Below are 24704 nucleotides of genomic sequence, written 5' to 3' on the forward strand. Positions count from 1 at the left end.
CTCCAAGACGTGGATGAGGGCCGGTGCGCCGTTGCGTGGCGCCACCGGCCCGCCCGATTTGCGATGGTTGGCACTGCCGGTTGCGTCGACAGCGCCGGTTGACCCCTGCAACCCGCGCCTGACCTGCGGAGTTGCAGAGTTGAGGGACATTCGGGGGAGGGGCCCTACGCGCACGCGCGCGTAGAGGGCCGGAAAATGGGGCCGTGCAACCCCCTCGCGGGGTCCTGAACGGCCGTTCACGCCCCGGGGGGTCTGACCCCACACGCGAGGAGGACCGGACGCCCTGCGGGCCGTCTACGGCCTCCCCGTCCGTTGCGGGGCAAAGGGAGGCAGTAGGTGGGCCAGTTCAGCCCTTGGAGCGGGTGAGCTTGAGGGTGATGCCACCGACGCTGACCGGTCCGGCCACGCTGCCGATGGCGACCGCGGTGTGAACTGCGAAGTCGAGCAGTGCGATGAACGCGGCCACGAGGCCGAACACCCCTACGACACCGGCACCCGCGATGACGATGGGAAACAGGTAGTGGCGCAGCGGGCGCCCGTCCTGGTCAGTGGTGTGCACGACGATGACGACCGGTTGCCCGGTGGTTTCGGCGCGGCGGTAGGCGTCGGCGGGAATGTGCGGGGCGATGATCCCCGGCGGGTCACGGTGGGTCATCAGGGCTCTCCCTCGATTCAGTTGGAGTCGTGGCAGGGAACGCAGGCACCGAGCGCGGCGGGGATGACGTATCCGGCGTCGCGGCGGCATTCGGGGCAGGTGCGGCGGGCGGCGTTGGCCTTGGCCAGAGCGGCCCACCGGGCCGGGGTCATCGGGCGCACCGGCTTGGCGAGATCGATGCGGTAGAGATAGGCGACCAGAGGACTGCGCCGACGGCGGGGGCGTTCTACCTGCGCCGCGACGTCCTGTCCTCCGGGACGGAGCCCGAGGGCACGGAGCTGGCGGTACGTGGCGAAGCCGTCCGGGGCGAGCCGCCACCGGTAGACAGGCAGCGTGGCCATCACGCGAAGCTGAACGGGCTCATCAGGGGGTCCCCCTTCCGGTCCGGACTGTCCGGCTCCCCTCACCACCCGAAGACACCGGGTGGATCGGGCAGCCGTCAGGCCGCGACGGGAGAGCCGTCCTTGCGCGCTTCGGCGCGGCGGGCGGCGACCCAGCCGATGGACCAGCCGGTCATGCCGGCCAGGGTCCGCACGGAGTGAGCGGCGTTCACGGGGTCCGCGATGATGGCCCGCGCCACCTCTTCCGGCACCCGCTCCCCCTCGCTCAGGACCAGGGTGTTCACGACCGGCGGGGCGGTGTTCACGGCGGGCGCGGGGGTGTTCACGGGAGTGTTCACGCCCACGGCCGGACCCAGCGCGACGGGCGCCTTGCCGGTGTCGCCGGCGGGCGCGGCCGGTACGGGTACGGGGGCGTGGACAGGGGGCTGAACGGGGTGTTCACGGCGCTGTACGGTCTGCCGCTCGCGGGTGAGCCGTTCGTCCCGCGCGGCTTGCTCGCGGGCTTCCCGTGCCTGCTCAGCGGCCTTTTCGGCTGCCGCGCGGTCGGCGCGTTCGCGTTCCATGCGGGCGTCGTGCTCGCGCTGCTCGCGGGCTTGCCGGTCCTCGCGTTCGGCCTGCTCCTGCTGCATCCGCCAGGCGTGTTCACGCTCCTCGCGTTCACGGTGTTCACGGCGATCCGTCTCGCGTTCACGCTCCTCGCGCTCCCGCGCCTCCCGGGCCTCCCGCTCCTCCCGCGCGGCCCTGGCTTCGGCCTTCTGCTCGGCCCGTGAACGCTCCTGTTCAGCGTCCTGTTCACGCTTGAGCTTGGCCAGTCCCGCGGCCAGCGCCCGCCGGTAGGCGAGCCCTGCTTCAGCGGTGACGATCAGCAGGAGCGGCGCCACGGCATGCACGGCAACGCCGACCAGGTCACCGGCCAGGGCGCTGTGGCCGATGTTGAGGAGCAGGGTCATCAGGCCGGTCATCCACCGCAGCAGTGCCGGCCAGGCGCCCGCGCGCATCCCGAGGCGGGAGACAACGGAGTCCAGGCGGATCACGATGACCACGGCGGAGTCCACCACGATCGGCAGGATCGGCCCGGTCCAGTCCCACGCGTCCGGCGTGACTTCCTGGACCAGCGGCGTGACCGTGAGGACCGAGTAGAGGACGGCACCCGCGGTGATGGCCCATGTGCCGATGGACAGGGTGCGTTCCGCGCTCTGCACCTGCGCAGGGTCGAATGCCGTGGTCATCGGCGCACCCGCTCCCGTACCGCGTGCAGGCGCCAGCCGGCCGCCTGCGTGCAGCAGCCCACCGCCACCACCCACTGCCACACACCGTGGCCAGTGGCGACGATGCCGGCCAGACCCGCCAGGGCGAGGAGCAGACCGGCGACGACCAGGGCCAGCGCGAGACCGGAAAGGGGGGTCTGCATGCTCATGCCGCACCTGCCAGCGCGATCAGGACGGCGGCGAGGATCAGTCCGCCGCCGATGCAGGTCAGATCGACGGCGCGGCGCAGGCAGGTGTACTTGTCCACCGCGAGCCGGGACAGGCCGGCAATAGCGGTCGACAGGTCGCGGGCCACCGCGCCGGGGATCTCCTCCGTGGTGAGGGTCGCCCACAGCGGGAACCCGTGCCGGCCGCCCACCCTCCGGCCACCCAGGTTCGGGCGGACCGAGCGCAGCAGAAGCCAGGCGGCGGTCACCAAGGCCGCTATGCCGGTGCCGCCGACGATCGCGGCAGGCACGTTCAGGGGCAGATCACGGGCGACCGACCAAGAACCCGCCAGCACCGCCCCCACGAACGCCAGCAACAACGCGGTCTTGGAGTCCGTCCGCGCGATCTCCGCCTTCACTTCGGCGTGCGCGGCCTTCAAGCTCTCGCTGGGGACAGTCACGCCGCACCGCCCGGAAGGGTCGTGCCGGCGGTGCGGTTCGAGAGCTCCCGGCGGGCCGCGAGAACGCGGCGGCGGGCGCGGCGGATGCGGCGGGTGTCCAGCTCGGACGGAACGCGGTCCAGCGTGATGATCTGCGCGTCAAGGAGGTCGACGTCCGCCAGGATGACGGGCATCTCCTCCTCGATCGCGGCCAGCTCCCCGGCCGTGGGCTCGATCCAGTCGGCGAACGCCGTAACAGCGTCCTGAACAGTCACGATGGGGTTCATAGGGTCGTGGTCCTCTCGAAGGGTGAACGGCCCGAACAGCACCCCCGGAGTTCCAGCTCCGGGGGTGCGCGCCGTTGCGGGGGGGGTGTCAGTTGTCGTCGTCGGCCGGGGTGGTCGTGTAGGTGTTGCCGTGGGCGTCGGTCATGCACTGACCGTCGCTGAGCGTGATCGTGCTGTCCGCCTCGATGTCGTCGGGCAGCGGCGCGAACTCGCCGTCGTCGCTGAAGCCGAAGATCTTCACGCTGTGTCCTCCCGCAGGTGACCGGACCGCACATGGCGGCCCGCAGCGCCCCCGCCGGGAGTCGAACCCGGCGTCACGACCATCGGGGCAGTTAGTTCAGGACCCGCTCACACCGCGTGCGGGTGCGGGTGCGGACGCGGCGGACGGACCGGAAGCGGCGGCTTCGTCTTCCCGTGATCGTCGGCGGCCATCAACGGCCTCCCCGCACACGGGCGTTGTCCTCGCTCCGCTTGTTCGTCTCACCGTTCTTGCGCGACAGGTCCTCGCGCTCCTGGTCTGTCAGACTCGTCACCACAGGTGCCTCCGTTGCAGGCGTCTGTACGCGGTCCCTGGGGGGCATCCCGGGGACCGCTCTCGTGTCGAGCCGGGGGTTGTCCGGCTCCCCCCACCCCGCCCGGACAGAGACCGCGCACCAGGCGCGGTCTGTGCGGGCGGGGAGAGGCAACCGGCCGCGGCGCTAGCCGCCGCGATGGCAGGTCACGGGCCGACCGGATCGGCCGTGAGCGCGCGTTCCGCTCACCGGCACGGGGTGGTGCACAGGCGCCGCCGGCCGGTCGACCGCGGCGACGCCCAACGCTGTCGTTCACGCATCAGGACCCCTCATGCGAGGCGGATGTGAACAGGTCTCCTTCGGGAACACGAGCTCCCGTTTCAGGCGTATGGAGACGTGACCTTTCGGTCTGAGCCCTCCGGTTGACCAGGGGTCCGGGTCCCTCGGCCCGCTCTGTCCCGGGCCCCTGGCCGCAACGTGAAGGCAGTCCAAAGAGGACCCCTCCAACTCGCTGTCCTAGGACTGCGAGCGGCCTGAGATGAGAATGCATCACAGTCCTAGGACTGTCAACAGTCCTAGGACTGTGTGCTTCACTGGGACCTGTCGAGAGGAGTTCGGCGTGGCACCGAAAGCGCCAAAGTGGCGGGAACTGGCGGACCGGTTTGCCGAGCAGATCAGGAACGGCGACTACGGCCCCGGTGACCAGCTTCCGCAGATCAGGGACCTCGTAGAGGCGGGTGACGGCTCAAAGGCAACGGTCCACCAGGCATACAAAGCCCTTGAGGCCGAGGGGCTGGTGACGATGACCCGTGGCCACGGCACCGTGGTGAGGCCGAAGGCACCCCTCAAGCGGTTGGGTATCGCGCGGTACGACAAGGCCAAGTGGCGGGACGGCGATGAAGTCGCGTTCATCGCGGATCGGGTGGCGTCCGGCCGCACGTACCAACGAAACGAGCAGACCCAGACCGTCAGCCGGGTGAAAGCGCCGGCGGCCGTGGCCGCTGCGCACGGTTTGCCCGAGGGGGCCGACGTCTACGCGCGGGCCCGACTGGTGAAGGAAGGCGCGCAGCCGACTCATACCCTGACCAGCTACTACCGACCCGAACACGTCGAAGGAACCCGCATCGTCGACCCGACTCCGGGGCCCGCCGGGCGGGGCGGCGGGTTCCGCGTCCTCTACGACGCGGGATACGAAATCGACCACATGACCGAGGAACTCTTCGCGCGCGTGCCTACGCCCGAAGAGGCTCAGCTTCTCCAGCTCTCACCAGGCGAGTGGGTGGTAGAACTCCACCGGACCACGCGCACGGCAGACGGAACCGTGGTTGAGTTCGCCATCGGGGTACACGCGGCAACCCGGTTCGCATGGTCGTATGACTTCAAGGTGCCCGACTCGGCGCAGACGGAGACGGAGGGCGAGAGCAAGTGATCTCGGCTCAGGCATGGGCGGACGCACAGCGGCTCTGGGACTTCCAGCAGATGGGGCACGAGCCTCGCCCATGCTCCGTGGCCGTGGGACTCGGCAGTCACGATCTGGGGGTGGCCGACACGACAGCCGGCCTCTACCACGCCGGGATGGCGCCGCTCATCGTCTTCACCGGCGCGACCAGCCGAACGACGCATGAGCGGATGCCGCGCGGCGAAGCCGAGCACTACCGCGAGCGGGCTGTAGAGCTGGGGGTTCCCGAGGACGTCATCCTTGTGGAGCCGAGGGCGCGGAACACGGGTGAGAACATCCGCTTCTCGCGCGCGCTACTCGAAGAGCGGCATGTGCCCGTCTCGTCGGTCCTCCTGGTCAGCAAGCCCTACGAGGAGCGGCGCGCGTACGCGACCGCCCGGAAGCTGTGGCCCAGTGTCGAGTGGGTGTGCGCGTCCACCCCCATGACGCTTCCCGACTACGTCGATTCGATCGGGGACGCGCGCCTTGTGGTCGACATGTTGGTCGGTGCACAGCAGCGGCTCATGATCTACCCCCGACAGGGGTTCATGATCGAACAAAGGATTCCCGACGACGTCAGGACCGCGTATGAGCGGCTACGCGACCACGGCTTCACGAGTCGGCTCGTGCCGGAAACCGCAGATCAAGCCTGATGGTGCCGGGACGCTCTCCGTCTCAGTTTCCGTCTCATTCACCCCCGTCCGGAGCCGTCCACAACGGTTCACGCTCCGGGCGGGCGGACGGGAATGAACGGGGCTAAACGGCTGCGGATCATGCCCTGACCAGCACGAACAGACCTCGAAAGCGAGTGTGGCGCAAGTCACCGAGGGTTCAAATCCCTCCGCTACCGCTGTGGAAGGGCCCCGTCGGAAGACGGGGCCCTTCCGGCGTTCGGGGAGGTGGATGGGGGGCCGACATGTGTCCGGGCAGCAGGAACGGGGACGGAACCCAAGTACGCGGCGCCACCCGGGGGGAAAAAGCGCCGCGCACCCCGCAGTGGGGTCCGTCCCCGCCCCGTCGGTTCCTGCCGGATCCGCCGGGGTCGATGTCCATCCTCCGGTTCCGGGCGCCCGCACGGGACCGGCAAAGGGCCCCCGCCCGCGGGCCGTTGGTCCCTAAAGCCCATGTGAAGGCTAAACTCGCGGCCGCAACAGGGGTCCCGAACAGGCACAGCAGTCACAGGGGAGGCCGCGGTGGCGGTGAACGCCAAGAAGATCGCCGTGTACGTGCTCGTGGTCTTCGCGCTGTACGTGATCATCACCGACCCGGCCAAGGCCGCCGACTACGTCCAGATAGGCTTCGAGGGCATATCGGACGCCGCGAAGGCCATCGGCGACTTCATGACCTGGATCGCCAACGGAGCGAAGAACTGAGGGAAGTGCCCATGATCCGCCACCTGGTCCTGTTCAAGCTCAACGAGGGCGTCGAGCGCGACGACCCGCGGGTCGTCGCCGGTGACGAGGCGTTCCGGGCGCTGGGCGGGCAGATCGAGGAGCTGCGCTTCTGGGAGTGCGGCTGGAACCTCAGCGACCGCCCCATCGCGTACGACTACGCGATCAACTCGGCGGTGGACGACCCGGACGCCCTGAAGCGCTACCTGGAGCACCCGGCGCACCAGGCGGGCGTGGCGCTGTGGCGGGAGTTCGCCACGTGGGTGATCGCCGACTACGAGTTCTGAGTCCCGTACTCCCCGGGCCCTCCGCCGTGACGGCGGAGGGCCTTCGTGCGTTCCGGACCTCAACTTGCCCTCAACACGGTGTTATGCGGTGCTTGCACACAGTGCACATGTCTTGTGATGCTATGACCGCTTTTGACGGATGATTGAGCGATAAAGAGGTGGCGTTGACCGTGTCGGCCAGTACTGCGCCGCCTCAGGACGAGGCACAGGCCCCCGCTCCCGAGAAACGCCGCGGTGCGGACACCCGGGCCCTGACCCAGGTACTGTTCGGCCAGCTCAAGGATCTCGCCCCGGGCACGCCGGAGCACAACCGCGTGCGGGGGGCGCTCATCGAGGCGAACCTGCCGCTCGTACGCTACGCCGCCGCCCGCTTCCGCTCCCGCAACGAGCCGATGGAGGACGTCGTCCAGGTCGGCACCATCGGGCTGATCAACGCCATCGACCGGTTCGACCCGGACCGGGGGGTGCAGTTCCCGACGTTCGCGATGCCGACGGTCGTCGGGGAGATCAAGCGGTACTTCCGCGACAACGTCCGCACGGTCCACGTACCGCGCCGGCTGCACGAGCTGTGGGTGCAGGTCAACAGCGCGACCGAGGACCTCACCACGGCGTTCGGACGCTCCCCGACCACCGCCGAGATCGCCGAGCGGCTGCGCATCGGCGAGGACGAGGTGCTGTCCTGCATCGAGGCCGGGCGGTCGTACCACGCGACGTCCCTGGAGGCCGCCCAGGAGGGCGACGGGCTGCCCGGGCTCCTGGACCGCATCGGGTACGAGGACCCGGCCCTGGACGGCGTGGAGCACCGCGACCTGGTCCGCCACCTGCTGGTCCAACTCCCCGAGCGGGAGCAGCGGATCCTGCTGCTGCGCTACTACAACAACCTCACCCAGTCGCAGATCAGCGCGGAGCTGGGCGTCTCGCAGATGCACGTCTCCCGGCTGCTCGCGCGCAGCTTCCAGCGGCTGCGCTCGGCGAACCGCATCGAGGTGTAGCCGGGAACACCCGACCGGCCCCGTTGATCCATAACCGAAAGCCGGATCGAACCGTCACCGGTGAGAGCGAATCGCCCACCTGGGAAGATCCCGACACTTGAGCCCCGAAAACCTGTCAGACCCCCTCCTTCCAGGGCTGATTCGTCACTGACATGTCGACATGTCACTACAGCGTGTTGCCGACATGTGACATTCTGCGGGAGACGCGTTTGCCGCGGCTCCGGCTCCGGTATTCAGGTGAAGGCTGCGTTCCTCGACGGGACGTCGCCACGACCGTCCCGCGACCCAAAGGGGGTGGCATGTCCGTAGAACAGGGCAGCTCGAAGGTGCTGACGCCCACGCAGAGCGAGGCAGCGCCCAAGGAGCTCGACGCTCTCGACGTGCTCGCCGACGACACGACCCTCGAGGCCGCGCAGGCCACGGCCGCTCCGGCCGCCTCGGAGGCACTCGACACCCGCACCCTGTCCCGCTCCCTGTTCCTGCGGCTCGCCGCACTGGACGAGAACAGCCCCGAGCGCGCCTACGTCCGGGACACCCTGATCGAGCTCAACCTCCCCCTCGTGCGCTACGCGGCGGCCCGCTTCCGCTCCCGCAACGAGCCGATGGAGGACATCGTCCAGGTCGGCACCATCGGGCTGATCAAGGCGATCGACCGCTTCGACTGCGAACGGGGCGTGGAGTTCCCGACGTTCGCGATGCCGACGGTCGTGGGTGAGATCAAGCGCTTCTTCCGCGACACCTCGTGGTCGGTGCGCGTCCCGCGCCGACTCCAGGAGCTGCGCCTGGCCCTGACCAAGGCGAGCGACGAGCTCTCGCAGAAGCTGGACCGCTCCCCGACGGTCACCGAACTGGCCGCCGTGCTGGGCGTGTCCGAGGAGGACGTCGTCGACGGCCTCGCGGTGGGCAACGCGTACACGGCCTCGTCGCTGGACTCCCCGGCGCCCGAGGACGACGGCGGCGAGGGCTCGCTCGCGGACCGCCTCGGCTACGAGGACTCGGCGCTGGAGGGCGTGGAGTACCGCGAGTCGCTCAAGCCGCTGCTGGCCAAACTCCCGCCCCGCGAGCGACGGATCATCATGCTCCGCTTCTTCGCGAACATGACCCAGTCGCAGATCGGCGAGGAGGTCGGCATCTCGCAGATGCACGTCTCCCGCCTGCTGACCCGCACGCTGGCGCAGCTGCGGGAGGGCCTGATCTCGGACTGACGTCCCCCCGCGGGGCGCGAGCAGCCGGCCGTACGGGACTCGCCGTCGGCCGGAAGTGCGCCGCCCCGCGGCCGAGTTGACGCCGCCCGTCGCGACGGGCACAGCGAGGAGCGGGTGGTCGTGTCGACCCCCGCTCCATTCGGCGTGGGTGAGATGCCTGCCGGGGTTGTTACATCATCGCCAGCCATGCGACGGCGGCGACCACCACCACGGCGACGACGACGCCGAGGATGAGACCGATGCGCGGGCCGCGCTGCGCGGCCGCCTGCTGCTGCGCCGGGGGAGCGTCGTCGACGAACGCGCGGAACATCTGGGTGCTGCCGGCGGGGTCGTGGTTGCCCTGGGGGCCCTGGGTGTTAGCCATGGCCCGAGACCCTAGCGAAGACCCACCGGCCCGCCCAAGTGGGGTCCCGCGGAAGTAAAGAGGAGTTCACGCACTCCCCACACCACCCGGACCCTTCACGCCACCCGACGCGTCGGCCACCTGGGTGTTTACTTCCGCAATACTTGCCTTTGCCAAGTTTTTATTCCTGTGAGCCCCCTGTTTATTTGCCTGCGGCAACCAAACTTCGTACGGTTGCCCTAAGCAACGAATACGGGAGACGTGATGGCGGAGCAGACCCGGTTCGAGGAGCTGGCGCGCCAGCTCAGTGCCGTCGGCGCCGTGAAGCGGGACCTCGGACGGATCCTGCCGCACGACTGCCCGGCCGGGTCCGCCGCGGTGCTGACCCTGCTCGGCCGGCACGGCGCCATGCGCATGAGCAAGCTCGCGGAGTTGCTCGCCGTGGACATGTCGGTCACCAGCCGGCACGTGACGCACGTCGTCCAGCGCGGCTGGATCGAGCGGTCCCCCGACCCGGCGGACGGGCGGTCGCGCATCCTGCGCCTCACCCCGGCCGGCGAGGACCTGCTCGGCGAGCTGTCCCGGCGCAGCACCGCGCTGCTGGCCGAGCGGCTGAGCGACTGGACCGACGAGGAGGTGGACGACCTGATCCGGCTCATGTCCCGTCTGCGGGAGAGCTTCGGCGACTGCCGCCCCGGTCACAGCCACACCCGGCCGCACTCGCTCCCGCCCCCGCCCGGCGGCATCCCCGCCCCCGTGTTCGACCCCGAACCCACACCCACCCGTACACCCGCTTGAGGACACAGAAAAGGAAGCCCATGGCAACGACCACACCAGCCGGTGTGCGGGCTCACGCCAAGCACGGGGGAGGCTCCGACCAGGCCCCCATGACGCACCGGCAGATCATGGAGGCCCTGTCCGGGCTCCTGCTCGGCATGTTCGTGGCGATCCTGTCGTCCACGATCGTCTCCAACGCCCTGCCGCGCATCATCGGCGACCTCGGCGGCGGCCAGTCCGCCTACACCTGGGTGGTCACCGCCGCCCTGCTGTCGATGACCGCGAGCACTCCCCTGTGGGGCAAGCTCGCCGACCTGTACAGCAAGAAGGCGCTCGTCCAGATAGCGCTCGTCGTCTACGTCGTCGCCTCGATGGCCGCCGGCCTGTCGCAGAACCCCGGCATGCTGATCGCCTGCCGCGTCGTGCAGGGCATCGGCGTCGGCGGTCTGTCCGCGCTGGCGCAGATCGTGATGGCGGCGATGATCTCCCCGCGCGAGCGCGGCCGGTACTCCGGCTACCTCGGCGCCACCTTCGCCGTCGCCACCGTCGGCGGCCCGCTGCTCGGCGGTGTCATCACCGACACCTCGTGGCTCGGCTGGCGCTGGTGCTTCTACGTCGGCGTGCCCTTCGCCGTCATCGCCCTGATCGTGCTCCAGAAGACCCTGCACCTGCCGGTGGTCAAGCGCGAGGTCAAGGTCGACTGGGGCGGCGCGTTCTTCATCTCCGCCGCCGTGTCGCTGCTGCTGGTCTGGGTCACCTTCGCCGGTGACAAGTACGACTGGCTGTCGTGGCAGACGTACGCGATGGTCGGCGGCTCGATCGTCCTCGGCCTGCTGTTCCTCCTCGTCGAGTCCAGGGCGAGCGAGCCGATCATCCCGCTGCGGCTGTTCCGCAACCGCACCATCACGCTCGCGTCGCTCGCCTCGCTGTTCGTCGGCATCGCGATGTTCAGCGGCACCGTGTTCTTCAGCCAGTACTTCCAGCTGGCCCGGGACAAGTCCCCGACCATGTCGGGCGTCATGACCATCCCGATGATCGGTGGCCTGTTCATCTCCTCCACCGTCTCCGGCCAGTTCATCACCCGCACCGGCCGCTGGAAGGCGTGGCTGGTCAGCGGTGGCGTCCTGGTGACCGCCGGCCTCGGCCTCCTGGGCACCATCCGCTACGACACGGACTACTGGAAGATGGGCGTCTTCATGGCGATGCTGGGTCTCGGCATCGGCATGATGATGCAGAACCTGGTGCTGTGCACGCAGAACCAGGTCTCGCCCGCCGACCTCGGCTCGGCCAGCTCCACCGTCACCTTCTTCCGCTCCCTCGGCGGTGCGGTCGGCGTCTCCGCGCTGGGCGCCGTGATGGCCCACCGAATCACCGACTACGTCAAGGACGGCCTCGCGGGCATCGACCCCAAGTACGCCGCGGGGCTCGCCGGTTCGGGCTCCAGCGACGCCATCCCGGACATGAACGCGCTCCCCGCGCCGCTGCGCACGGTCATGGAGAGCGCCTACGGCCACGGCATCGCCGACGTCTTCCTCATCGCCGGCTGCCTGGCCGCGGTCGCCTTCCTGATCACGCTGTTCATCAAGGAGGTCCCGCTGCGCACCACGGGCGCCCTGGCCCAGGCCGCGCAGGAGCAGTCCGCCCCGACCGAGGAGATCACCGTGCAGGAGCCGGCCCAGGCGGGCGCACAGCCGTCCGAGCCCGTCGAGGAGAAGGTGCCCGGCTGGGCGTCGGCCGTGGTCGACGCGGGCGACGGGACCCTGGCCGCCGCGACCCGGCAGCCGACCGCCGTGGCCACCCTGCCCGTGCCGGAGCGGTCCGCGTCCGGCGGCGTCCCGGTCCACGGCTTCGTCCGCGGCGCCGAGAGCGCCCCGGTCCCACAGGCCGCGGTCACCCTGATCTCCCTCTCCGGCAGCCAGCTCGGCCGCTCGGTCGCACAGGGCGACGGCGCCTACTCGATGCGGGCGCCGGGCACGGGGACGTACGTCCTGATCGCCTCCGCCGACGGCTTCCAGCCGCAGGCGTCCACGATCGTCGTGGGCGAGGACCCGCTGGCGTACGACATCCTGCTCAGCGGCACCAGCGGGCTCAGCGGTGTCGTCCGCGGGGCCGGGAGCGCGCTGCCGGTCAAGGACGCCATGGTGATCGTCACCGATGTGCGCGGCGATCTGCTGGCCACCGGGACCACCGGTGAGCAGGGCGAGTTCTCCTTCGCCGAGCTGGTGCCGGGGGCGGTGACCCTCGCGGTGAACGCCGCCGGGTTCCGGCCGCGCGCGCTGCCCGTCGAGATCGCCGCGACCGGGGTCACCCGGATCGAGGTCGACCTGGACGCCGGCGCCCAGCTCCAGGGTGTCGTCCGCGCCCCGCACGGTCCGCTGGCCGACGCCCGCGTGACCCTGGTGGACGCGGCGGGCAACGTGGTCGGCACGTCCACCACCGGGCCGGACGGGGCGTACGCCTTCACCGACCTGAACAGCGGCGACTACACCGTCATCGCGACCGGCTACCCGCCGGTGGCCACCGCCCTGACCGTCTCCGGCACCGGAGTCGACGGGCACGACATCGAACTCGCCCACCCCGGCGAGTAGTTCGGCCCCGGCCCGTGGCACGCCCCCGCAGGGCGGCGTGCCACGGGCCGGTTCTGCTTCACCCGACCACTTTGCAGGGCTGCGCGAAGCCGGCCATGGCTTTTGAGGGAGAAAACGGGATGGGACTGACGGCGAGGATCCAGACCCGGGACGGCTGGGCCGTGTCGCACGCGGTCGTCACGCTGACGGACACGACGGGCCGGCAGGTGCTGCGCGCCGAGGCCGACGCGGAGGGCTCCGTACGGGACGCGACCGAGCTGGTCCCCGGGGCGTACACGGTGATCGTCACGGCCGTCGGGTACGCGCCCGCCGCCGCCGGGGCGATCGTCACCGCGAGCGGCCGCGCCGGCGTCGGGACGGTGACCCTGGCCCGCCAGGGCGGCACCGAGCTGCCCCCGCCCGGACCCTGGACCGTCGACCCGGCGCACTCCACGGTCGGCGCGGTCGCCCAGCACCTGGGGATCTCCAGCGTGCGCGGCCGGTTCACGGACTTCACCGCCACCGTCGAGATCGCCCCGGACGACGTCGCCAAGTCCCGCGTCGAGGCGGTGATCCGGGCCGCCAGCATCAACACCGGCAACGACATGCGCGACACCCATCTGCGCTCCGCCGACTTCCTGGACGTGGAGCGGTACCCGGAGATCACCTACCGCTCGACGGGGGTGAGCGCCGCGGGACCCGACCGCTGGACGGTGCACGGCGAGCTCACGATGCGCGGTGTCGTCCGCCCGGTCGACCTCGACCTCGCCTACCTCGGCACCGGGTCCGACCCCTGGGGCGGCACCCGGGCCGCCTTCCGCGCGACCACGGAGCTGCTGCGGGAGGACTTCGCGATGAACTACAACCAGATCGTCCAGGCCGGGATCGCCGCCATCGGCACGACACTCAAGGTCGAGCTGGACGTCCAGGCCGTACAGGGCGAGACACTCCCCCAGGCATAGGCCCAGCAGAATCAGCCGCAACGGGGCCACCGGCCCTAGGCTGCTGCCATGGCACCGAACATCGCGACCAACACCACCGTCTCGCTCGATGAGCTGCTGGACTTCGTACGCCCCCGCCACCGGGCCATCCTGCTCACCCGGCGGGCCGACGGCGGCCCCCAGGGGTCGCCGTTGACCTGCGGTGTCGACGACTCGGGCCGGATCGTGGTCTCCACCTACCCGGAGCGCGCCAAGACCCGCAACGCCAAGCGCGACGAGCGGGTCGGCCTGATCGTGCTGAGCGACGACTGGAACGGCCCCTGGGTCCAGATCGACGGCACGGCCGAGGTCGTCGACTCGCCCGACTCGGTGGAACCGCTCGTCGAGTACTACCGCAACATCGCCGGCGAGCACCCGGACTGGGACGAGTACCGGGCGGCGATGGTCAAGCAGGGCAAGTCCATCATCCGGGTGACCCCGACCCGCTGGGGTCCGGTGGCCACGGGCGGCTTCCCGGCCCGTCTGGTGTCCGGCGACTGATCCGGTCGGCGGTGATCCGACCCGGCGGTGGTCCGCCCGGCCGGTCTCAGGCGCGGGTGACCATCGCCTCGATGCCGGAGACCAGCAGTTCCAGGGCGAAGGCGAAGTCACGGTCCAGCATCTCCTGGACCGTGTCGCCGCCCCGGGCCGCACGGAGTTCGGCCCGCTCCCGCAGCACGTCCTCCGCCCCCGGCGCCCCGATCGCCGCGCTGAGCGCGGAGCGGTGGTACTCGTCCGGGGTCAGCCCGGCCGCCGCGACCCGGGTGGCGAAGTGGCCCTCGAAGGTGCCGTAGCCGTACACGAACTGGAAGACGGCCGAGATCGCGCCGGACACACCGTGCGCGGGCAGCCCCGTGCGGCGCACGACCTGCTGCACCCGGCGCGAGAAGGCCAGCGAGTCGGGGCCTATGTTGAGGAAGCGCCCGGCGAGCGGCGACAGCCAGGGGTGGCGCACCAGCAGGGCGCGGTACTCGGTGGCGAGCGTGCGCAACTGCTCCCGCCAGTCCGTGTCCTCGTCCTCCGCGTCCGGCAGCCCGAGTTCGCCGAACGCGGCGTCGAGGGCGAGTTCGAGCAGGTCGTCCTTGGTGTCGACGTACCAGTACAGGGACATCGCGGTCACGTCCAGCTCGGCGGCCAGGCGGCGCATCGAGAACCGGTCCAGCCCCTTCGCGTCCAGCATCCGCACGGTGGCACGGGTGATCCGCTCCCGGTCGAGGCCGGAGGGCGGGCCGCTGCGCGATCGCCGACGGGCCTTCTCCTGGAGCCACACACTGGCCCGCACCCCGCCCTCGGCTGCCGCAACCATCGGCGCCCCTCCCCTGAACATCTCGGTCCGCTTACCGAGATGCTAGGCCGGAACGCTCCCAAAAGGGGCGGTCGGCCGCGCCGCCGAGGTTCGGCCGCGCCGCCGACGCCTCGTCAACTCCCTCCGGCCGGGCGGGTGAGGTCGTAGAAGGTGTCCGAACCGGCCGTCACCTTCGTGAAGTTGGCCTCCACCCAGGTCGTGACGTCCGAGCCGCCGCCACGGCCGCCCCCTCCGACGAAGTAGTGGATCCTGCCGTCGGCCACGTCCTTCTTGAACTGCGCCAGGGTCGGGGAGGGGTCGGTGCCGTTGAAGCCGCCGATCGCCATGACCGGCTCCCCCGTGGCCAGTTGGTAGCTCGCCGCGTTCTGTGAGCCGATGGACGCGGCGACCCAGGTGTACTTCCCGGCGTCCGTCTTCAGCAGCTTCTTCGCCTCGGCGGAGACGGCGGTGCCGTCGAGGAGCCCGCCGAGCCCACCGCCGCCGCCCTCCCCGGAGGGGCCGCCACCGAGCGGACCGCCCCCGCCGGGGAACCCCGTTCCGCCCGGGAAGCCGTTGCCGCCGGGGGCTCCGGTCCCGCCCGGGAAGCCGGTCCCGCCGCCTTGTCCGCCGCCCGGGACCCCCGTCCCGCCGAGCCGCTCCCGCCCCGGGAAGCCGCCGAAGCGTCCCCCGCCGCCCCCGCCGAAGCCCATCATGCCCGCGCCCGCCGGACCGGCCGTCGGGATGGAGCCCGTGTGCGGGACGGCGACCGTGCTCAGCGTGTACGCCGTCGGCCCCGCCAGCGCCGCCACCAGGCCGAGGCCCGCCGCAGCGAGCGCCGCACGGCACGGCAGCCGGCCCGCGAAGACCAGCCCCAGCGCGGCCGCCAGTCCGCCGACCAGCACCGCCCACCGCAGCCAGGGCAGGTGGTCCGGGGTGCGGTGCAGCAGGACGTACCCCCAGGACGCGCCCGCCACGGCCGAGGCGGCCAGCACGAGCGACGCCCAGGTCTCGCCGCGCCGCCGCCACAGCAGCACCGCCCCCATGCCGACGACCGCCGCGAGGTACGGCGCGAGGGCCACCGTGTAGTACTGGTGGAAGATGCCCGCCATGTAGCTGAAGACGGCCATGGTGACGAGCAGCGCGCCGCCCCAGACCAGGAGCGCCGCCCGGCCGGCGTCCGTGCGCGGGGCCCGCCGGGTGGCCCACAGCGCGGCGACGAGCAGGATCAGCGCGGCCGGGATCAGCCACGACACCTGACCGCCGACCTCCGCGCCGAACATACGGTCCCAGCCGGTCGTGCCCCAGCGCCCGCCGCCGAAGCCGCCGGCACCGCCGCCTCCCCCTCCGCCGCCGACGCTCCCCGTCTCCTCGCCGCTGAGCCGGCCGAGGCCGTTGTAGCCGAAGGTCAGCTCCAGGAAGCTGTTGTGCTGCGAACCGCCGACGTAGGGGCGCGAGGCGGCCGGCCACAGCTCGACGACCGCCACCCACCAACCGCCCGACACGACCAACGCCAGGGTCGCCAGGCCCAGTTGGGCCAGCCGCCGACGCAGCCGCACGGGCGCGCAGACCGCGTACACGAGCGCGAGGGGCGGCAGCACCAGGAACGCCTGGAGCGTCTTGGCGAGGAACGCGAAGCCGATCGCCACCCCCGCCCACACCAGCCACCGGGTCCGCCCGTCCTCCACGGCCCGCACCACGAACGCGCAGGCCACCGCCATGAGCAGGGCGAGCATCGCGTCCGGGTTGTCGAAGCGGAACATCAGCGCCGCGACCGGGGTGAGCGCGAGCACCGCGCCCGCGATCAGCCCGGCCGCGTGCCCGTACCGCCGGCGCACGGACGCATGCACCACCGCGACGGCGGCGACCCCCATGAGGGCCTGCGGGGCGAGGAGCGCCCAGGAGTTGAGGCCGAAGATCCGTACCGACAGCTCCATCGGCCACAGGAAGGCGGCGGGCTTGTCGACGGTGATGGCGTTGCCCGCGTCCAGCGAGCCGAAGAAGAACGCCTTCCAGGAGGTGCTGCCCGCCTGGACGGCCGCCGCGTAGAAGGAGTTGGCCCAGCCGGAGGCGCTGAGGTCGTACAGGTACAGCAGCGCGGTCGCCAGCAGCAGGGCGAGCAGGGCCGGGCGGGCCCAGCGCGGGTCCGTCTCCGCGCGGGCGGTCAGCAGGCGCCGTACGAACGGCTGCCGGGGCCGGGCGAGGACGTGCCCGCCGTGGTGCGTGGTGGTGGTCATCGGGTGTCCTCCGCGGTGGATCCGGCGGCGGCCGGGCGGTACTCGGGGAACACCCAGGCGCGCAGCAGCAGGAAGCGCAGCACGGTCGCCGCGAGGTTGGCGGCGACGAGGACCGCCAGTTCGGTGGAGTGGCCCGGGTGGCCACCTGCCGCGTCCAGGGCGGCGAGCGAGCCGCTGGTCAGGACCAGGCCGATGGTGAACACGACGAGTCCCTGCGCCTGGTGGCGCACGGCGCCGGTCCGGCCGCGCACCCCGAAGGTGAGCCGCCGGTTGGCCGCGGTGTTGGCGACCGCAGAGACCAGCAGGGCGAGCCCGTTGGCGGCCTGGGCGCCGCTGAAAGCGCGGAAGGCGCTGTAGAGGAGCAGGTAGCAGAGGGTGGACAGGCCGCCGACCACGCAGAACCCGACCAGCTGCCGGGCGAGTCCGCGGGGCACGTCCGTGAGGTCGCGGTCGCGCGGGTCGTCGCCGAAGGGCCGTACGAGCCGGTCCAGGGGCAGCGAACCGGTGGCGAGGGCGCGGCCCACCCGCCACACGCCCCGCAGGTCGTCGGTGGCCGTCCGCACGATCCGCACCGTCGAGACGGGGTCGTCGATCCAGTCGACCGGCACCTCGTGGATGCGCAGCCCGGCCCGCTCGGCCAGCACCAGCAGCTCGGTGTCGAAGAACCAGCCGGCGTCCTCGACCAGCGGCAGCAGCACCTGGGCGACGTCCCGCCGGATCGCCTTGAAGCCGCACTGGGCGTCGGAGAAGCGGGCCTGGAGCGAGCCGCGCAGGATCAGGTTGTAGGCGCGGCTGATGAACTCCCGCCGGGGACCGCGCACCACGCGGGAACCGCGGCTGAGCCGGGAGCCGATGGCCAGGTCGGAGTGGCCCGAGATCAGCGGCGCCACCAGCGGCAGCAGCGCGTTGAGGTCGGTGGACAGGTCGACGTCCATGTAGGCGAGGACCGGGGCGTCGGAGGCGGACCAGACGGCGCTCAGCGCCCGGCCGCGGCCCTTCTGCTCCAGCCGCACCCACCGCACCTCGGGGAACCGCGCCGCGAGCCGGGCCGCGACCTGCGGGGTGCGGTCCGTGGAGGCGTTGTCGGCGATCGTGACGCGGAACGGGTACGGGAAGGTCCGCCCCAGGTGCTCGCGCAGTCCGCGCACACAGGGCCCGAGGTCCTGCTCCTCGTTGTGGACGGGGATGACGACGTCCAGGACGGCTGTGCCGGCGGGCGTGGCCGGGAGGTGTTCCCTGGCCGGGAGGTGTCCCCGATCGGGGAGGTGTTCCGGGGCCGGCAGGTGCTCCCGGGCCGGGAGGGGGCCGGGAGAGGGGTCGGTTCGCATGGCACCGACTGTGGTCAACCGCCCTGTTCCACCCGTGTGGTGGCACTGTGCCCCACCTGTGAGTGCGGCAGCGGACGGGGAACGGGGACGAGGTCAGGAGCGGAGGCCCGGTCGGCGGCGGGGGCGGGGGCGGGCAGGCGCACGGTGAACACCGTCCGCCCGGGGCCGCTGTCCACGGTGACGGCGCCGCCGTGCGCGCTCGCCACGGCCCGCACGATGGCGAGGCCGAGCCCGGTGGAGCCGGTGGCCCGCGAGCGGGCCGAGTCGCCGCGCGCGAACCGCTCGAAGACGTGCGGCAGCAGCGCGGACGGGATGCCGGGCCCGTCGTCCTCGACGTCCACGCACAGCCAGGGCCCGCGCCGACGCACCCGCGCGGTGACGGTCGTACCGGGCGGGGTGTGGGTGCGGGCGTTGGCGAGCAGGTTGACGAGGACCTGCTGGAGGCGGGCGGCGTCCGCCTGGACGGGCGCGGGTCCGTCGGGCAGGTCGAGCCGCCACTCGTGGCCGCGTCCGGCCGCGCGGGCGTCGCTGACGGCGTCCACGACGAGCGGTACGAGGTCGGTGTGCTCGAAGCACAGCGGCCGGCCTGCGTCCAGCCGGGCGAGCAGCAGCAGGTCCTCGACCAGCAGGGTCATCCGGTCGGCCTCGGACTCGATCCGGGCGAGCGCGTGCCGGGTGTCGGGGCCGACCCGTTCGCGGCCGCGCCGGGTGAGTTCGGCGTAGCCGCGGATGGACGCGAGGGGGGTGCGCAGTTCGTGGCTGGCGTCGGCGACGAACTGCCGTACCCGGGTCTCGCTCTGCTGACGGGCGTGCAGGGCGCCGTGCACGTGGTCCAGCATCCGGTTGAGCGCGGCGCCGACCCGGCCGACCTCGGTGTGCGGGTCGGTCTCGGACTCGGGTACCCGCTCGCGCAGGTTCACCTCGCCGGTGTGCAGGGGGAGTTCGGAGACCCGGGTGGCGGTGGCGGCGACCTTGCGCAGGGGGCGGGTGGCGACGCCGACGATGACGGTGCCGGCGAGACAGGCGGCGACGAGACCGGCGGCGGTGACACTGACCTCGACGAGGATCAGGGTGGTGACGGTGCCGTCGGCGTCGGAGGTGGGGGTGGCCACGTAGTAGGCGCCGTTGACGCCGCTCGTGTACTGGACCCGATAGCTGCCGAGGTCCGGGAGCCCGGCGGTGTGCGGCCGGCCGTCCCGGGCGACCGCGTCGAGCGCCGCGGTCTGGGCGGCGGTGAGCGTCTCGGCGTTCATGTCGAAGACACCGCTGCTGTCGCGGGCCTTCTCGCCGCGGCGCGCGTCGGTGACGGTGCCGCCGTGGACCGCGGCGACGACCGTGCCGGGCGGCTGCGGGCCCCGGGTGACGAAGTCGGCCAGGTCGACGGGCCTGCCGTGCTCGGCGGACAGCGGGGCCGGGGCGTCCGGGGCGTGCGGCGGTCCGAAGCCGCCCGCGGCCCGGGCGGCGACCTCGCCGAGCCGGTCGTCGAGCTGGGCGTACAGGTGCGAGCGCAGGGCGAGCGTGGTCACCGTGCCGATCACCGAGCAGACGACGGCGATCAGGACGACGGACGCGACGACCAGACGCGTCCGCAGGGTGCGCGGCCGGCGCGCGCGGCGCCGCCGCGGGCCCGGCCGCCCGCTCACGGGGCGGCGGGTGCCACGGCCGGCTTGATCAGATAACCGGCCCCGCGCCGGGTGTGGATCATCGGTTCACGGCCGGCGTCGATCTTCCGGCGCAGATAGGAGATGTACAGCTCGACGACGTTGGCCTGCCCGCCGAAGTCGTACGACCACACCCGGTCCAGGATCTGGGCCTTGCTCAGCACCCGGCGCGGGTTGCGCATCAGGAAGCGCAGCAGTTCGAACTCGGTCGCGGTGAGGTGGATGTCGTGGCCGCCGCGGGACACCTCGTGGCTGTCCTCGTCGAGGGTGAGGTCGCCGACGACGAGCACGGACTCGGAGCGCCGGTCGGCGGCGCCGGCGCGGCGGATGAGGCCGCGCAGCCGGGCGACGACCTCCTCCAGGCTGAACGGCTTGGTGACGTAGTCGTCGCCGCCCGCGGTGAGTCCGGCGATACGGTCCTCGACGGCGTCCTTCGCGGTGAGGAACAGGACGGGCACGTCGGGCAGTTCACGGCGCAGCCGGCCCAGCACGGCGAGGCCGTCCATGTCGGGCAGCATCATGTCCAGGACGACGGCGTCGGGCCGGAAGTCGCGGGCGCTGCTGAGGGCGCCCTGTCCGTCGCCCGCGCTGCGGATCTGCCAGCCCTCGTAACGCAGGGCCATGCTCAGCAGTTCGGTGATGGACTGCTCGTCGTCCACCACCAGCACGCGGACGGGGCTCCCGTCCGACCTCAGCAGTTCGGTGCGCCCCTGGGGCGAGGTCGTGGTCATGGTGGGCACTCTGGTCGTGCCCTCTGAGAACCGGCTTGCGCGGATCTGTGATTTTCCTGAGAAACGCACAGGGTGCTCTCAGGGAACTCCTGGACACCGCCGCGGCGGCCCCGGGCGCACTCACAGTCCGCGTTCCTCGTGGTGCCCTTGGGGTCCCCTGATGCCCCTGCTAGTGACCCTGCTGGTCCTGGAGGCCGAAGAGGCGGGCGCCGTTGTCGTGGCAGACCGCGCGCAGCCAGTCGTCGCCGAGGCCGAGCCGCTCCAGGGCGTGCAGCTGGTGGACGTACGGATAGGGGATGTTGGGGAAGTCGCTGCCGAGCAGCACCCGGTCGCCGAGGTCCGCGAGGCGGGGCAGCGCGCGCCGGGGGAAGGGGGCCTGCCGCTCGCTGAAGTCGGTGAACGCCATCGTGGTGTCGAGCCGCACCTCCGGGTGGCGCTCGGCGAGCGTGAGGAAGTCCTCGTACTCCGGCATCCCCAGGTGGGCCGTCACCAGCCGCAGCCGCGGGTGCCGGGCAAGGACACGCCCGACCGGCCCGGGGCCGGTGTACTTGCCGGGGTTCGGCCCGCTCCCGCAGTGGATCACGATGGGGACCCGGGCCTCGGCGAGCATGCCCCACACGGGGTCGAGGAGTTCGTCGGCCGGGTCGTACGCCCCCACCTGGACGTGCGCCTTGAACACCCGCGCGCCCGCGTCCAGGGCCTCCCGCACGTACTCCGGGGCGTCCTCCTCGGGGAAGAGGGTGGCGGTGTGCAGGCAGTCGGGGGTGCGGCGGGCGAAGTCGACGGCCCAGCCGTTGAGCCAGCGGGCCATGCCGGGCTTGTGCGGGTAGAGCATCGCGGTGAACGCCCGCACGCCGAACTCCCTGAGCCGGGCGGCGCGTTCGGGTTCGCCCTCGCGGTAGGTGATCGGCCACTCGACACCGCCGGTGAGCGGGCCGAGCGCGTCGAAGTAGGCCCAGACCTTGCGCAGGACGCGCTCGGGCATGAAGTGCGTGTGCACGTCGACCAGGCCCGGCAGGCCGAGCCTCCCCCAGAACTCCCGGACACCGGCGGCTTCCGTCTCCGTGCTCACGCCACGCTCCTCTTCACCCGTACCCGTCAGAACAACTGGTCCTGCACACCGGCCCGCTCCTTGATCCGCCGCGCGGGAAAGGCGGGTCGGCCGCTCCCGGCGACCGGGACGAGGGGCCATCCGGTCATGAGCCGAGTGTCCAGCACGACGGTCCCGCGCTCGGTACGCAGGTGCAGATCGGGCCCCGCGGCAGCCACCAACTCACCGTCGACACCGGCACCGGGGACCAGCTCGGTGACTTCGAGGAGGGCGGCGGTGGGGGGAGTCGGTCCGGCGACCGGGGCGAGGGCCGGCGCGCCGGAAGTCCGTTCGGTGGCCGCGCCCAGGACCGCCTTGCCGGGGGCGGACGAGTCCGCGGGAGCGGAGGCGGTGAGACGGCCGGAACCGGACGCGGTGACGGGACCGGAACCAGGCGCACTGGCACGGCCGGAACCGGAACCGGGATCGGACGCGGTGAGCGGGCCGGAACCGGGCGCGCGGACGTGGCCGAAGTCGGGGCCGAGGCCGAAGGCGGTGAAGTGGTCGACCGGCTGGAACGGCTCGCGGGTGAGGGCGTCCGGCCAGCCGTCGAGGGCGACGGCGCGCGGGTGCAGCGCCGCGATCTCGGCCGCGCGCTCGTCCGGGGTGGTGGGTAGGGCGGACCGTACGGCCCGCTTGGCGGCGTAGGGAATCCGGTCCGGCACCCCCAGGGCGGCCCTGAGCAGCTCCTCGGTGCGCCGCGCGGCCATCAGCGGACCGGCGCCGAGCCAGCTGAAGCAGACGGCGCCCTGTTCGAGCAGCCGAGCCGGACCGCGCTCGACGGCGGTGATGCCGACCTTGACCATGCCGGGCCCGAACCAGGCGAGGTACACGTGATACGGGCGGGGGTCGTCGGCGACGGTGTCGGCGGCCACGGAGTGCGCCCGGTCGAGCCGCGCGCACTCCTCACACCGCGCGCCGGTGCTGCGCCCCGACACGACGGCCCCCGTGGGGCAGGAGTGCCGCCGGGCCCCCACGCATCCACGCTGTGCTCCCTCGGCCACTCCGAAGGCCACCCGCTGCCCCCGGGCGAGCGCGCTCCGCCGCCCCTCGCCCCAGCCCAGCACGGGCCCGCCCCCGGCCCACGACATCCCGGAACATCTCCACACCTGTGCCATCACGCCCGAGGCTAGCCCGCCCCACCGACAACGCCCGGTGCGCGCTCAGAACCGCCGCTTCCGGTGTTCGATCCACAGCGCGGCGGAACTGGGCAGCAGGAAGCAGAGCGCCACGGCCATCAGCCAGACCGACCGCCCGGTGAAGTCACCCACAAGAAGCGCGACCCACCCCAGCCCGAACGCCCCGAACACCCAGCCACGCCCCCGACCCGAACGCCACCCAGCCACGCGCCCCCCTCAGCACCCCGGTCGAACCTTCTCCGGCGGACACCAGAAACCCCCCGAGATTATCCCGGGGGGCTCCTGAATCGATGTGCACTCGGCAGGATTCGAACCTGCAACCTTCTGATCCGTAGTCAGATGCTCTATCCGTTAAGCTACGAGTGCTTGTTCTGTTGTTGTCTCCGTTCCCTGCCTTGCGGCCCCTCGCGGCGACAGGAAGAACATTACATGACTGCCGCCGCCATGTGAAATCCATTGGCCGCACCCCTTGTGACCTGCGAAAACGCCCATGACGCACCGAAGCCCCGGTCCATGTGGACCGGGGCTTCGGTGATCAGGTGCGGAGGCGGAGGGATTTGAACCCTCGATGGGCTTTAAGGCCCAAACCGCATTAGCAGTGCGGCGCCATAGACCGGACTAGGCGACGCCTCCAGCACAACCTCCCACGCGAGCGCGTGAGTGGCGCGTGCAGATGATGACACAGTCGAGCGTGCTGTCACCAATCGGCTCCCACGGTACTAGGCAGCCGGGCCGCAGGGCAAAGCCCTTCTCGACCGTGCCGGGGCGTGCGCCGCCGCGTCGCGCCGCGATCCCGTCCGGCAGGGGGGCGGGCGCAACGTCCGGCGCCTTCGAGCGTTGATCAGGGCATGTCGTACGTCACCCCGCGCTCCCGCCTCACTCTGATCACTCTGGCCCACAGTGCCGTCCGCGCCGCCCTGGCCCCCGTGGCCGTCGGCCTCGCCGCCCTCGCCGTCACGCTCGGCGCCGTCGCACCCGCCTCGGCCACCGTCCCCGCCAGCGCCGCTCCGGCTCCCGCCGTACCCGCCCCGCCCCACGACCGCCTCACCGTCACCGTCCGGCACGCCGGCGTCGGGCGCGACGGGACGTATGCGCTGACCTGTCACCCGGCGTCCGGCAGTCACCCGGACGCCGGGGGCGCGTGCGCGGCCGTGGAGCGGAACACGCACTGGGGCAGCGACCCCTTCGCGCCGGTCCCGGACGGCAGCGTCTGCACGATGCAGTACGGCGGACCGGCCACCGCGCACGTCACCGGCGTCTGGGCCGGACGCCCGGTCGACGCGACGTACGACCGTGCGAACGGCTGCGAGATCGCCCGCTGGAACCGCATGGTGCCGCTGCTGCCCGACCTCGGCGGATAACCTCGGCGGATGACCTCGGCGACTGGTCCCGGTGGCGGGCACACCGCCCCGACCTGCGGTTCCGGCCCCCGGCAGGGGCTCCTGGGAGGCTGATGACGGTCGGCGGCGGGCCACGGCGTGACCGGGGTCGGGTAGAGGTCCGGCGGAGGTCTCGGGCAGACCGGGCACACGGTCACACGTTCCCCCTCACTTCGTCGTGCGACCTCCCTCTCATCCGGCGCCGCGACGTCGGCCGCTGCCCTTAGA

26 protein-coding genes and 2 tRNA genes are annotated in these 24704 nt (G+C 71.9%); 11 read left to right on the forward strand and 17 right to left on the reverse strand.

Going from position 1 to position 24704, the window contains the following annotated elements; all coding sequences use genetic code 11:
• Positions 1 to 346: 346 nt before the first annotated feature.
• The 7 genes from AB0F77_RS15225 to AB0F77_RS15255 all read right to left on the reverse strand — a co-directional run bounded on the left by AB0F77_RS15225 (position 347) and on the right by AB0F77_RS15255 (position 3378).
• Positions 347 to 655: a hypothetical protein gene (locus AB0F77_RS15225; RefSeq protein WP_361947313.1), complete on the reverse strand. Its 309-nt coding sequence runs from the start codon at positions 653 to 655 to the stop codon at positions 347 to 349.
• A gap of 17 nt (positions 656 to 672) precedes the next feature.
• The gene (locus AB0F77_RS15230; protein ID WP_361947316.1) at positions 673 to 996 is read right to left on the reverse strand and encodes an RRQRL motif-containing zinc-binding protein; all 324 of its coding nucleotides are present in this window, start codon (positions 994 to 996) and stop codon (positions 673 to 675) included.
• Between the two features lie 98 nt (positions 997 to 1094).
• The gene (locus tag AB0F77_RS15235) at positions 1095 to 2225 is read right to left on the reverse strand and encodes a DUF2637 domain-containing protein (protein WP_361947319.1); all 1131 of its coding nucleotides are present in this window, start codon (positions 2223 to 2225) and stop codon (positions 1095 to 1097) included.
• A complete protein-coding gene (locus AB0F77_RS15240; protein WP_361947322.1) occupies positions 2222 to 2413 on the reverse strand; it encodes a hypothetical protein in 192 nt (63 codons plus the stop codon). Before AB0F77_RS15240 ends, AB0F77_RS15235 begins: the two co-directional genes overlap by 4 nt.
• The gene (locus AB0F77_RS15245) at positions 2410 to 2871 is read right to left on the reverse strand and encodes a Pycsar system effector family protein (RefSeq protein WP_361947325.1); all 462 of its coding nucleotides are present in this window, start codon (positions 2869 to 2871) and stop codon (positions 2410 to 2412) included. The genes AB0F77_RS15240 and AB0F77_RS15245 overlap by 4 nt, the downstream gene beginning before the upstream one ends.
• On the reverse strand, positions 2868 to 3137 hold the full coding sequence (locus AB0F77_RS15250) for a DUF6284 family protein (protein ID WP_361947328.1): 270 nt from the start codon (positions 3135 to 3137) through the stop codon (positions 2868 to 2870). The genes AB0F77_RS15245 and AB0F77_RS15250 overlap by 4 nt, the downstream gene beginning before the upstream one ends.
• Positions 3138 to 3225: 88 nt before the next feature.
• Complete coding sequence (locus tag AB0F77_RS15255) at positions 3226 to 3378, reverse strand: hypothetical protein (RefSeq protein ID WP_361947330.1); 153 nt, start codon at positions 3376 to 3378, stop codon at positions 3226 to 3228.
• Between the two features lie 890 nt (positions 3379 to 4268).
• Between AB0F77_RS15255 and AB0F77_RS15260 the strand changes: the two genes are divergently transcribed.
• The 6 genes from AB0F77_RS15260 to AB0F77_RS15285 all read left to right on the forward strand — a co-directional run bounded on the left by AB0F77_RS15260 (position 4269) and on the right by AB0F77_RS15285 (position 8962).
• Positions 4269 to 5078, forward strand: a complete 810-nt coding sequence (locus tag AB0F77_RS15260; protein WP_361947333.1) for a GntR family transcriptional regulator — start codon at positions 4269 to 4271, stop codon at positions 5076 to 5078.
• Positions 5075 to 5740, forward strand: a complete 666-nt coding sequence (locus AB0F77_RS15265) for a YdcF family protein (RefSeq protein ID WP_361947336.1) — start codon at positions 5075 to 5077, stop codon at positions 5738 to 5740. The genes AB0F77_RS15260 and AB0F77_RS15265 overlap by 4 nt, the downstream gene beginning before the upstream one ends.
• Positions 5741 to 6280: 540 nt before the next feature.
• Positions 6281 to 6460, forward strand: coding sequence for a hypothetical protein (locus AB0F77_RS15270; RefSeq protein WP_361947339.1), 180 nt, complete (start codon positions 6281 to 6283; stop codon positions 6458 to 6460).
• An 11-nt stretch (positions 6461 to 6471) separates the two neighbouring features.
• The gene (locus AB0F77_RS15275; RefSeq protein WP_361947342.1) at positions 6472 to 6765 is read left to right on the forward strand and encodes a Dabb family protein; all 294 of its coding nucleotides are present in this window, start codon (positions 6472 to 6474) and stop codon (positions 6763 to 6765) included.
• A gap of 158 nt (positions 6766 to 6923) precedes the next feature.
• Positions 6924 to 7757 (forward strand): RNA polymerase sigma factor SigF, encoded by an 834-nt coding sequence (locus AB0F77_RS15280; RefSeq protein WP_361947345.1) that lies wholly within the window; start codon positions 6924 to 6926, stop codon positions 7755 to 7757.
• A gap of 299 nt (positions 7758 to 8056) precedes the next feature.
• Positions 8057 to 8962: an RNA polymerase sigma factor SigF gene (locus tag AB0F77_RS15285; RefSeq protein WP_361947348.1), complete on the forward strand. Its 906-nt coding sequence runs from the start codon at positions 8057 to 8059 to the stop codon at positions 8960 to 8962.
• Between the two features lie 169 nt (positions 8963 to 9131).
• Here AB0F77_RS15285 and AB0F77_RS15290 read toward each other — a convergent pair whose 3' ends face one another.
• Positions 9132 to 9326: a hypothetical protein gene (locus tag AB0F77_RS15290; RefSeq protein ID WP_361947351.1), complete on the reverse strand. Its 195-nt coding sequence runs from the start codon at positions 9324 to 9326 to the stop codon at positions 9132 to 9134.
• Between the two features lie 243 nt (positions 9327 to 9569).
• Between AB0F77_RS15290 and AB0F77_RS15295 the strand changes: the two genes are divergently transcribed.
• The 4 genes from AB0F77_RS15295 to AB0F77_RS15310 all read left to right on the forward strand — a co-directional run bounded on the left by AB0F77_RS15295 (position 9570) and on the right by AB0F77_RS15310 (position 14130).
• A complete protein-coding gene (locus tag AB0F77_RS15295) occupies positions 9570 to 10103 on the forward strand; it encodes a MarR family transcriptional regulator (protein ID WP_361947354.1) in 534 nt (177 codons plus the stop codon).
• A 20-nt stretch (positions 10104 to 10123) separates the two neighbouring features.
• Positions 10124 to 12670 carry an MFS transporter gene (locus AB0F77_RS15300; RefSeq protein ID WP_361947357.1) on the forward strand — a complete coding sequence of 849 codons (2547 nt, stop codon included), beginning with the start codon at positions 10124 to 10126 and terminating at the stop codon, positions 12668 to 12670.
• A 119-nt stretch (positions 12671 to 12789) separates the two neighbouring features.
• Positions 12790 to 13611, forward strand: coding sequence for a YceI family protein (locus AB0F77_RS15305; protein ID WP_361947360.1), 822 nt, complete (start codon positions 12790 to 12792; stop codon positions 13609 to 13611).
• Between the two features lie 48 nt (positions 13612 to 13659).
• On the forward strand, positions 13660 to 14130 hold the full coding sequence (locus tag AB0F77_RS15310) for a PPOX class F420-dependent oxidoreductase (protein ID WP_361947363.1): 471 nt from the start codon (positions 13660 to 13662) through the stop codon (positions 14128 to 14130).
• A 46-nt stretch (positions 14131 to 14176) separates the two neighbouring features.
• On the opposite strand, the gene AB0F77_RS15315 is transcribed toward AB0F77_RS15310, so the two are convergent.
• The 9 genes from AB0F77_RS15315 to AB0F77_RS15355 form a co-directional block, all read right to left on the reverse strand.
• The gene (locus AB0F77_RS15315; RefSeq protein WP_361947366.1) at positions 14177 to 14935 is read right to left on the reverse strand and encodes a TetR/AcrR family transcriptional regulator; all 759 of its coding nucleotides are present in this window, start codon (positions 14933 to 14935) and stop codon (positions 14177 to 14179) included.
• A 113-nt stretch (positions 14936 to 15048) separates the two neighbouring features.
• Positions 15049 to 17148 carry a glycosyltransferase family 39 protein gene (locus AB0F77_RS15320; protein WP_361947369.1) on the reverse strand — a complete coding sequence of 700 codons (2100 nt, stop codon included), beginning with the start codon at positions 17146 to 17148 and terminating at the stop codon, positions 15049 to 15051.
• Positions 17145 to 18476, reverse strand: coding sequence for a bifunctional glycosyltransferase family 2/GtrA family protein (locus AB0F77_RS15325; protein ID WP_361947372.1), 1332 nt, complete (start codon positions 18474 to 18476; stop codon positions 17145 to 17147). Before AB0F77_RS15325 ends, AB0F77_RS15320 begins: the two co-directional genes overlap by 4 nt.
• Before the next feature lie 14 nt (positions 18477 to 18490).
• On the reverse strand, positions 18491 to 20119 hold the full coding sequence (locus AB0F77_RS15330; protein ID WP_361947375.1) for a HAMP domain-containing sensor histidine kinase: 1629 nt from the start codon (positions 20117 to 20119) through the stop codon (positions 18491 to 18493).
• Complete coding sequence (locus AB0F77_RS15335; protein ID WP_361947378.1) at positions 20116 to 20868, reverse strand: response regulator transcription factor; 753 nt, start codon at positions 20866 to 20868, stop codon at positions 20116 to 20118. Before AB0F77_RS15335 ends, AB0F77_RS15330 begins: the two co-directional genes overlap by 4 nt.
• 169 nt (positions 20869 to 21037) lie before the next feature.
• Entirely contained in the window at positions 21038 to 21940 is a 903-nt protein-coding gene (locus AB0F77_RS15340; protein WP_361947381.1) for an amidohydrolase family protein, read from the reverse strand.
• A gap of 26 nt (positions 21941 to 21966) precedes the next feature.
• Positions 21967 to 23049, reverse strand: coding sequence for a DUF2797 domain-containing protein (locus AB0F77_RS15345; RefSeq protein WP_361947384.1), 1083 nt, complete (start codon positions 23047 to 23049; stop codon positions 21967 to 21969).
• A gap of 341 nt (positions 23050 to 23390) precedes the next feature.
• A tRNA-Arg gene (locus AB0F77_RS15350) sits at positions 23391 to 23463 on the reverse strand.
• Positions 23464 to 23639: 176 nt separating this feature from the next.
• A tRNA-Ser gene (locus AB0F77_RS15355) sits at positions 23640 to 23730 on the reverse strand.
• A 215-nt stretch (positions 23731 to 23945) separates the two neighbouring features.
• Here AB0F77_RS15355 and AB0F77_RS15360 point away from each other — a divergent pair.
• A complete protein-coding gene (locus tag AB0F77_RS15360; protein WP_361947387.1) occupies positions 23946 to 24458 on the forward strand; it encodes an SSI family serine proteinase inhibitor in 513 nt (170 codons plus the stop codon).
• The last annotated feature ends 246 nt before the right edge of the window (positions 24459 to 24704 follow it).

Origin of the sequence: Streptomyces sp. NPDC026672 (assembly GCF_040638185.1) — a bacterium.
GTDB lineage: Bacteria > Actinomycetota > Actinomycetes > Streptomycetales > Streptomycetaceae > Streptomyces.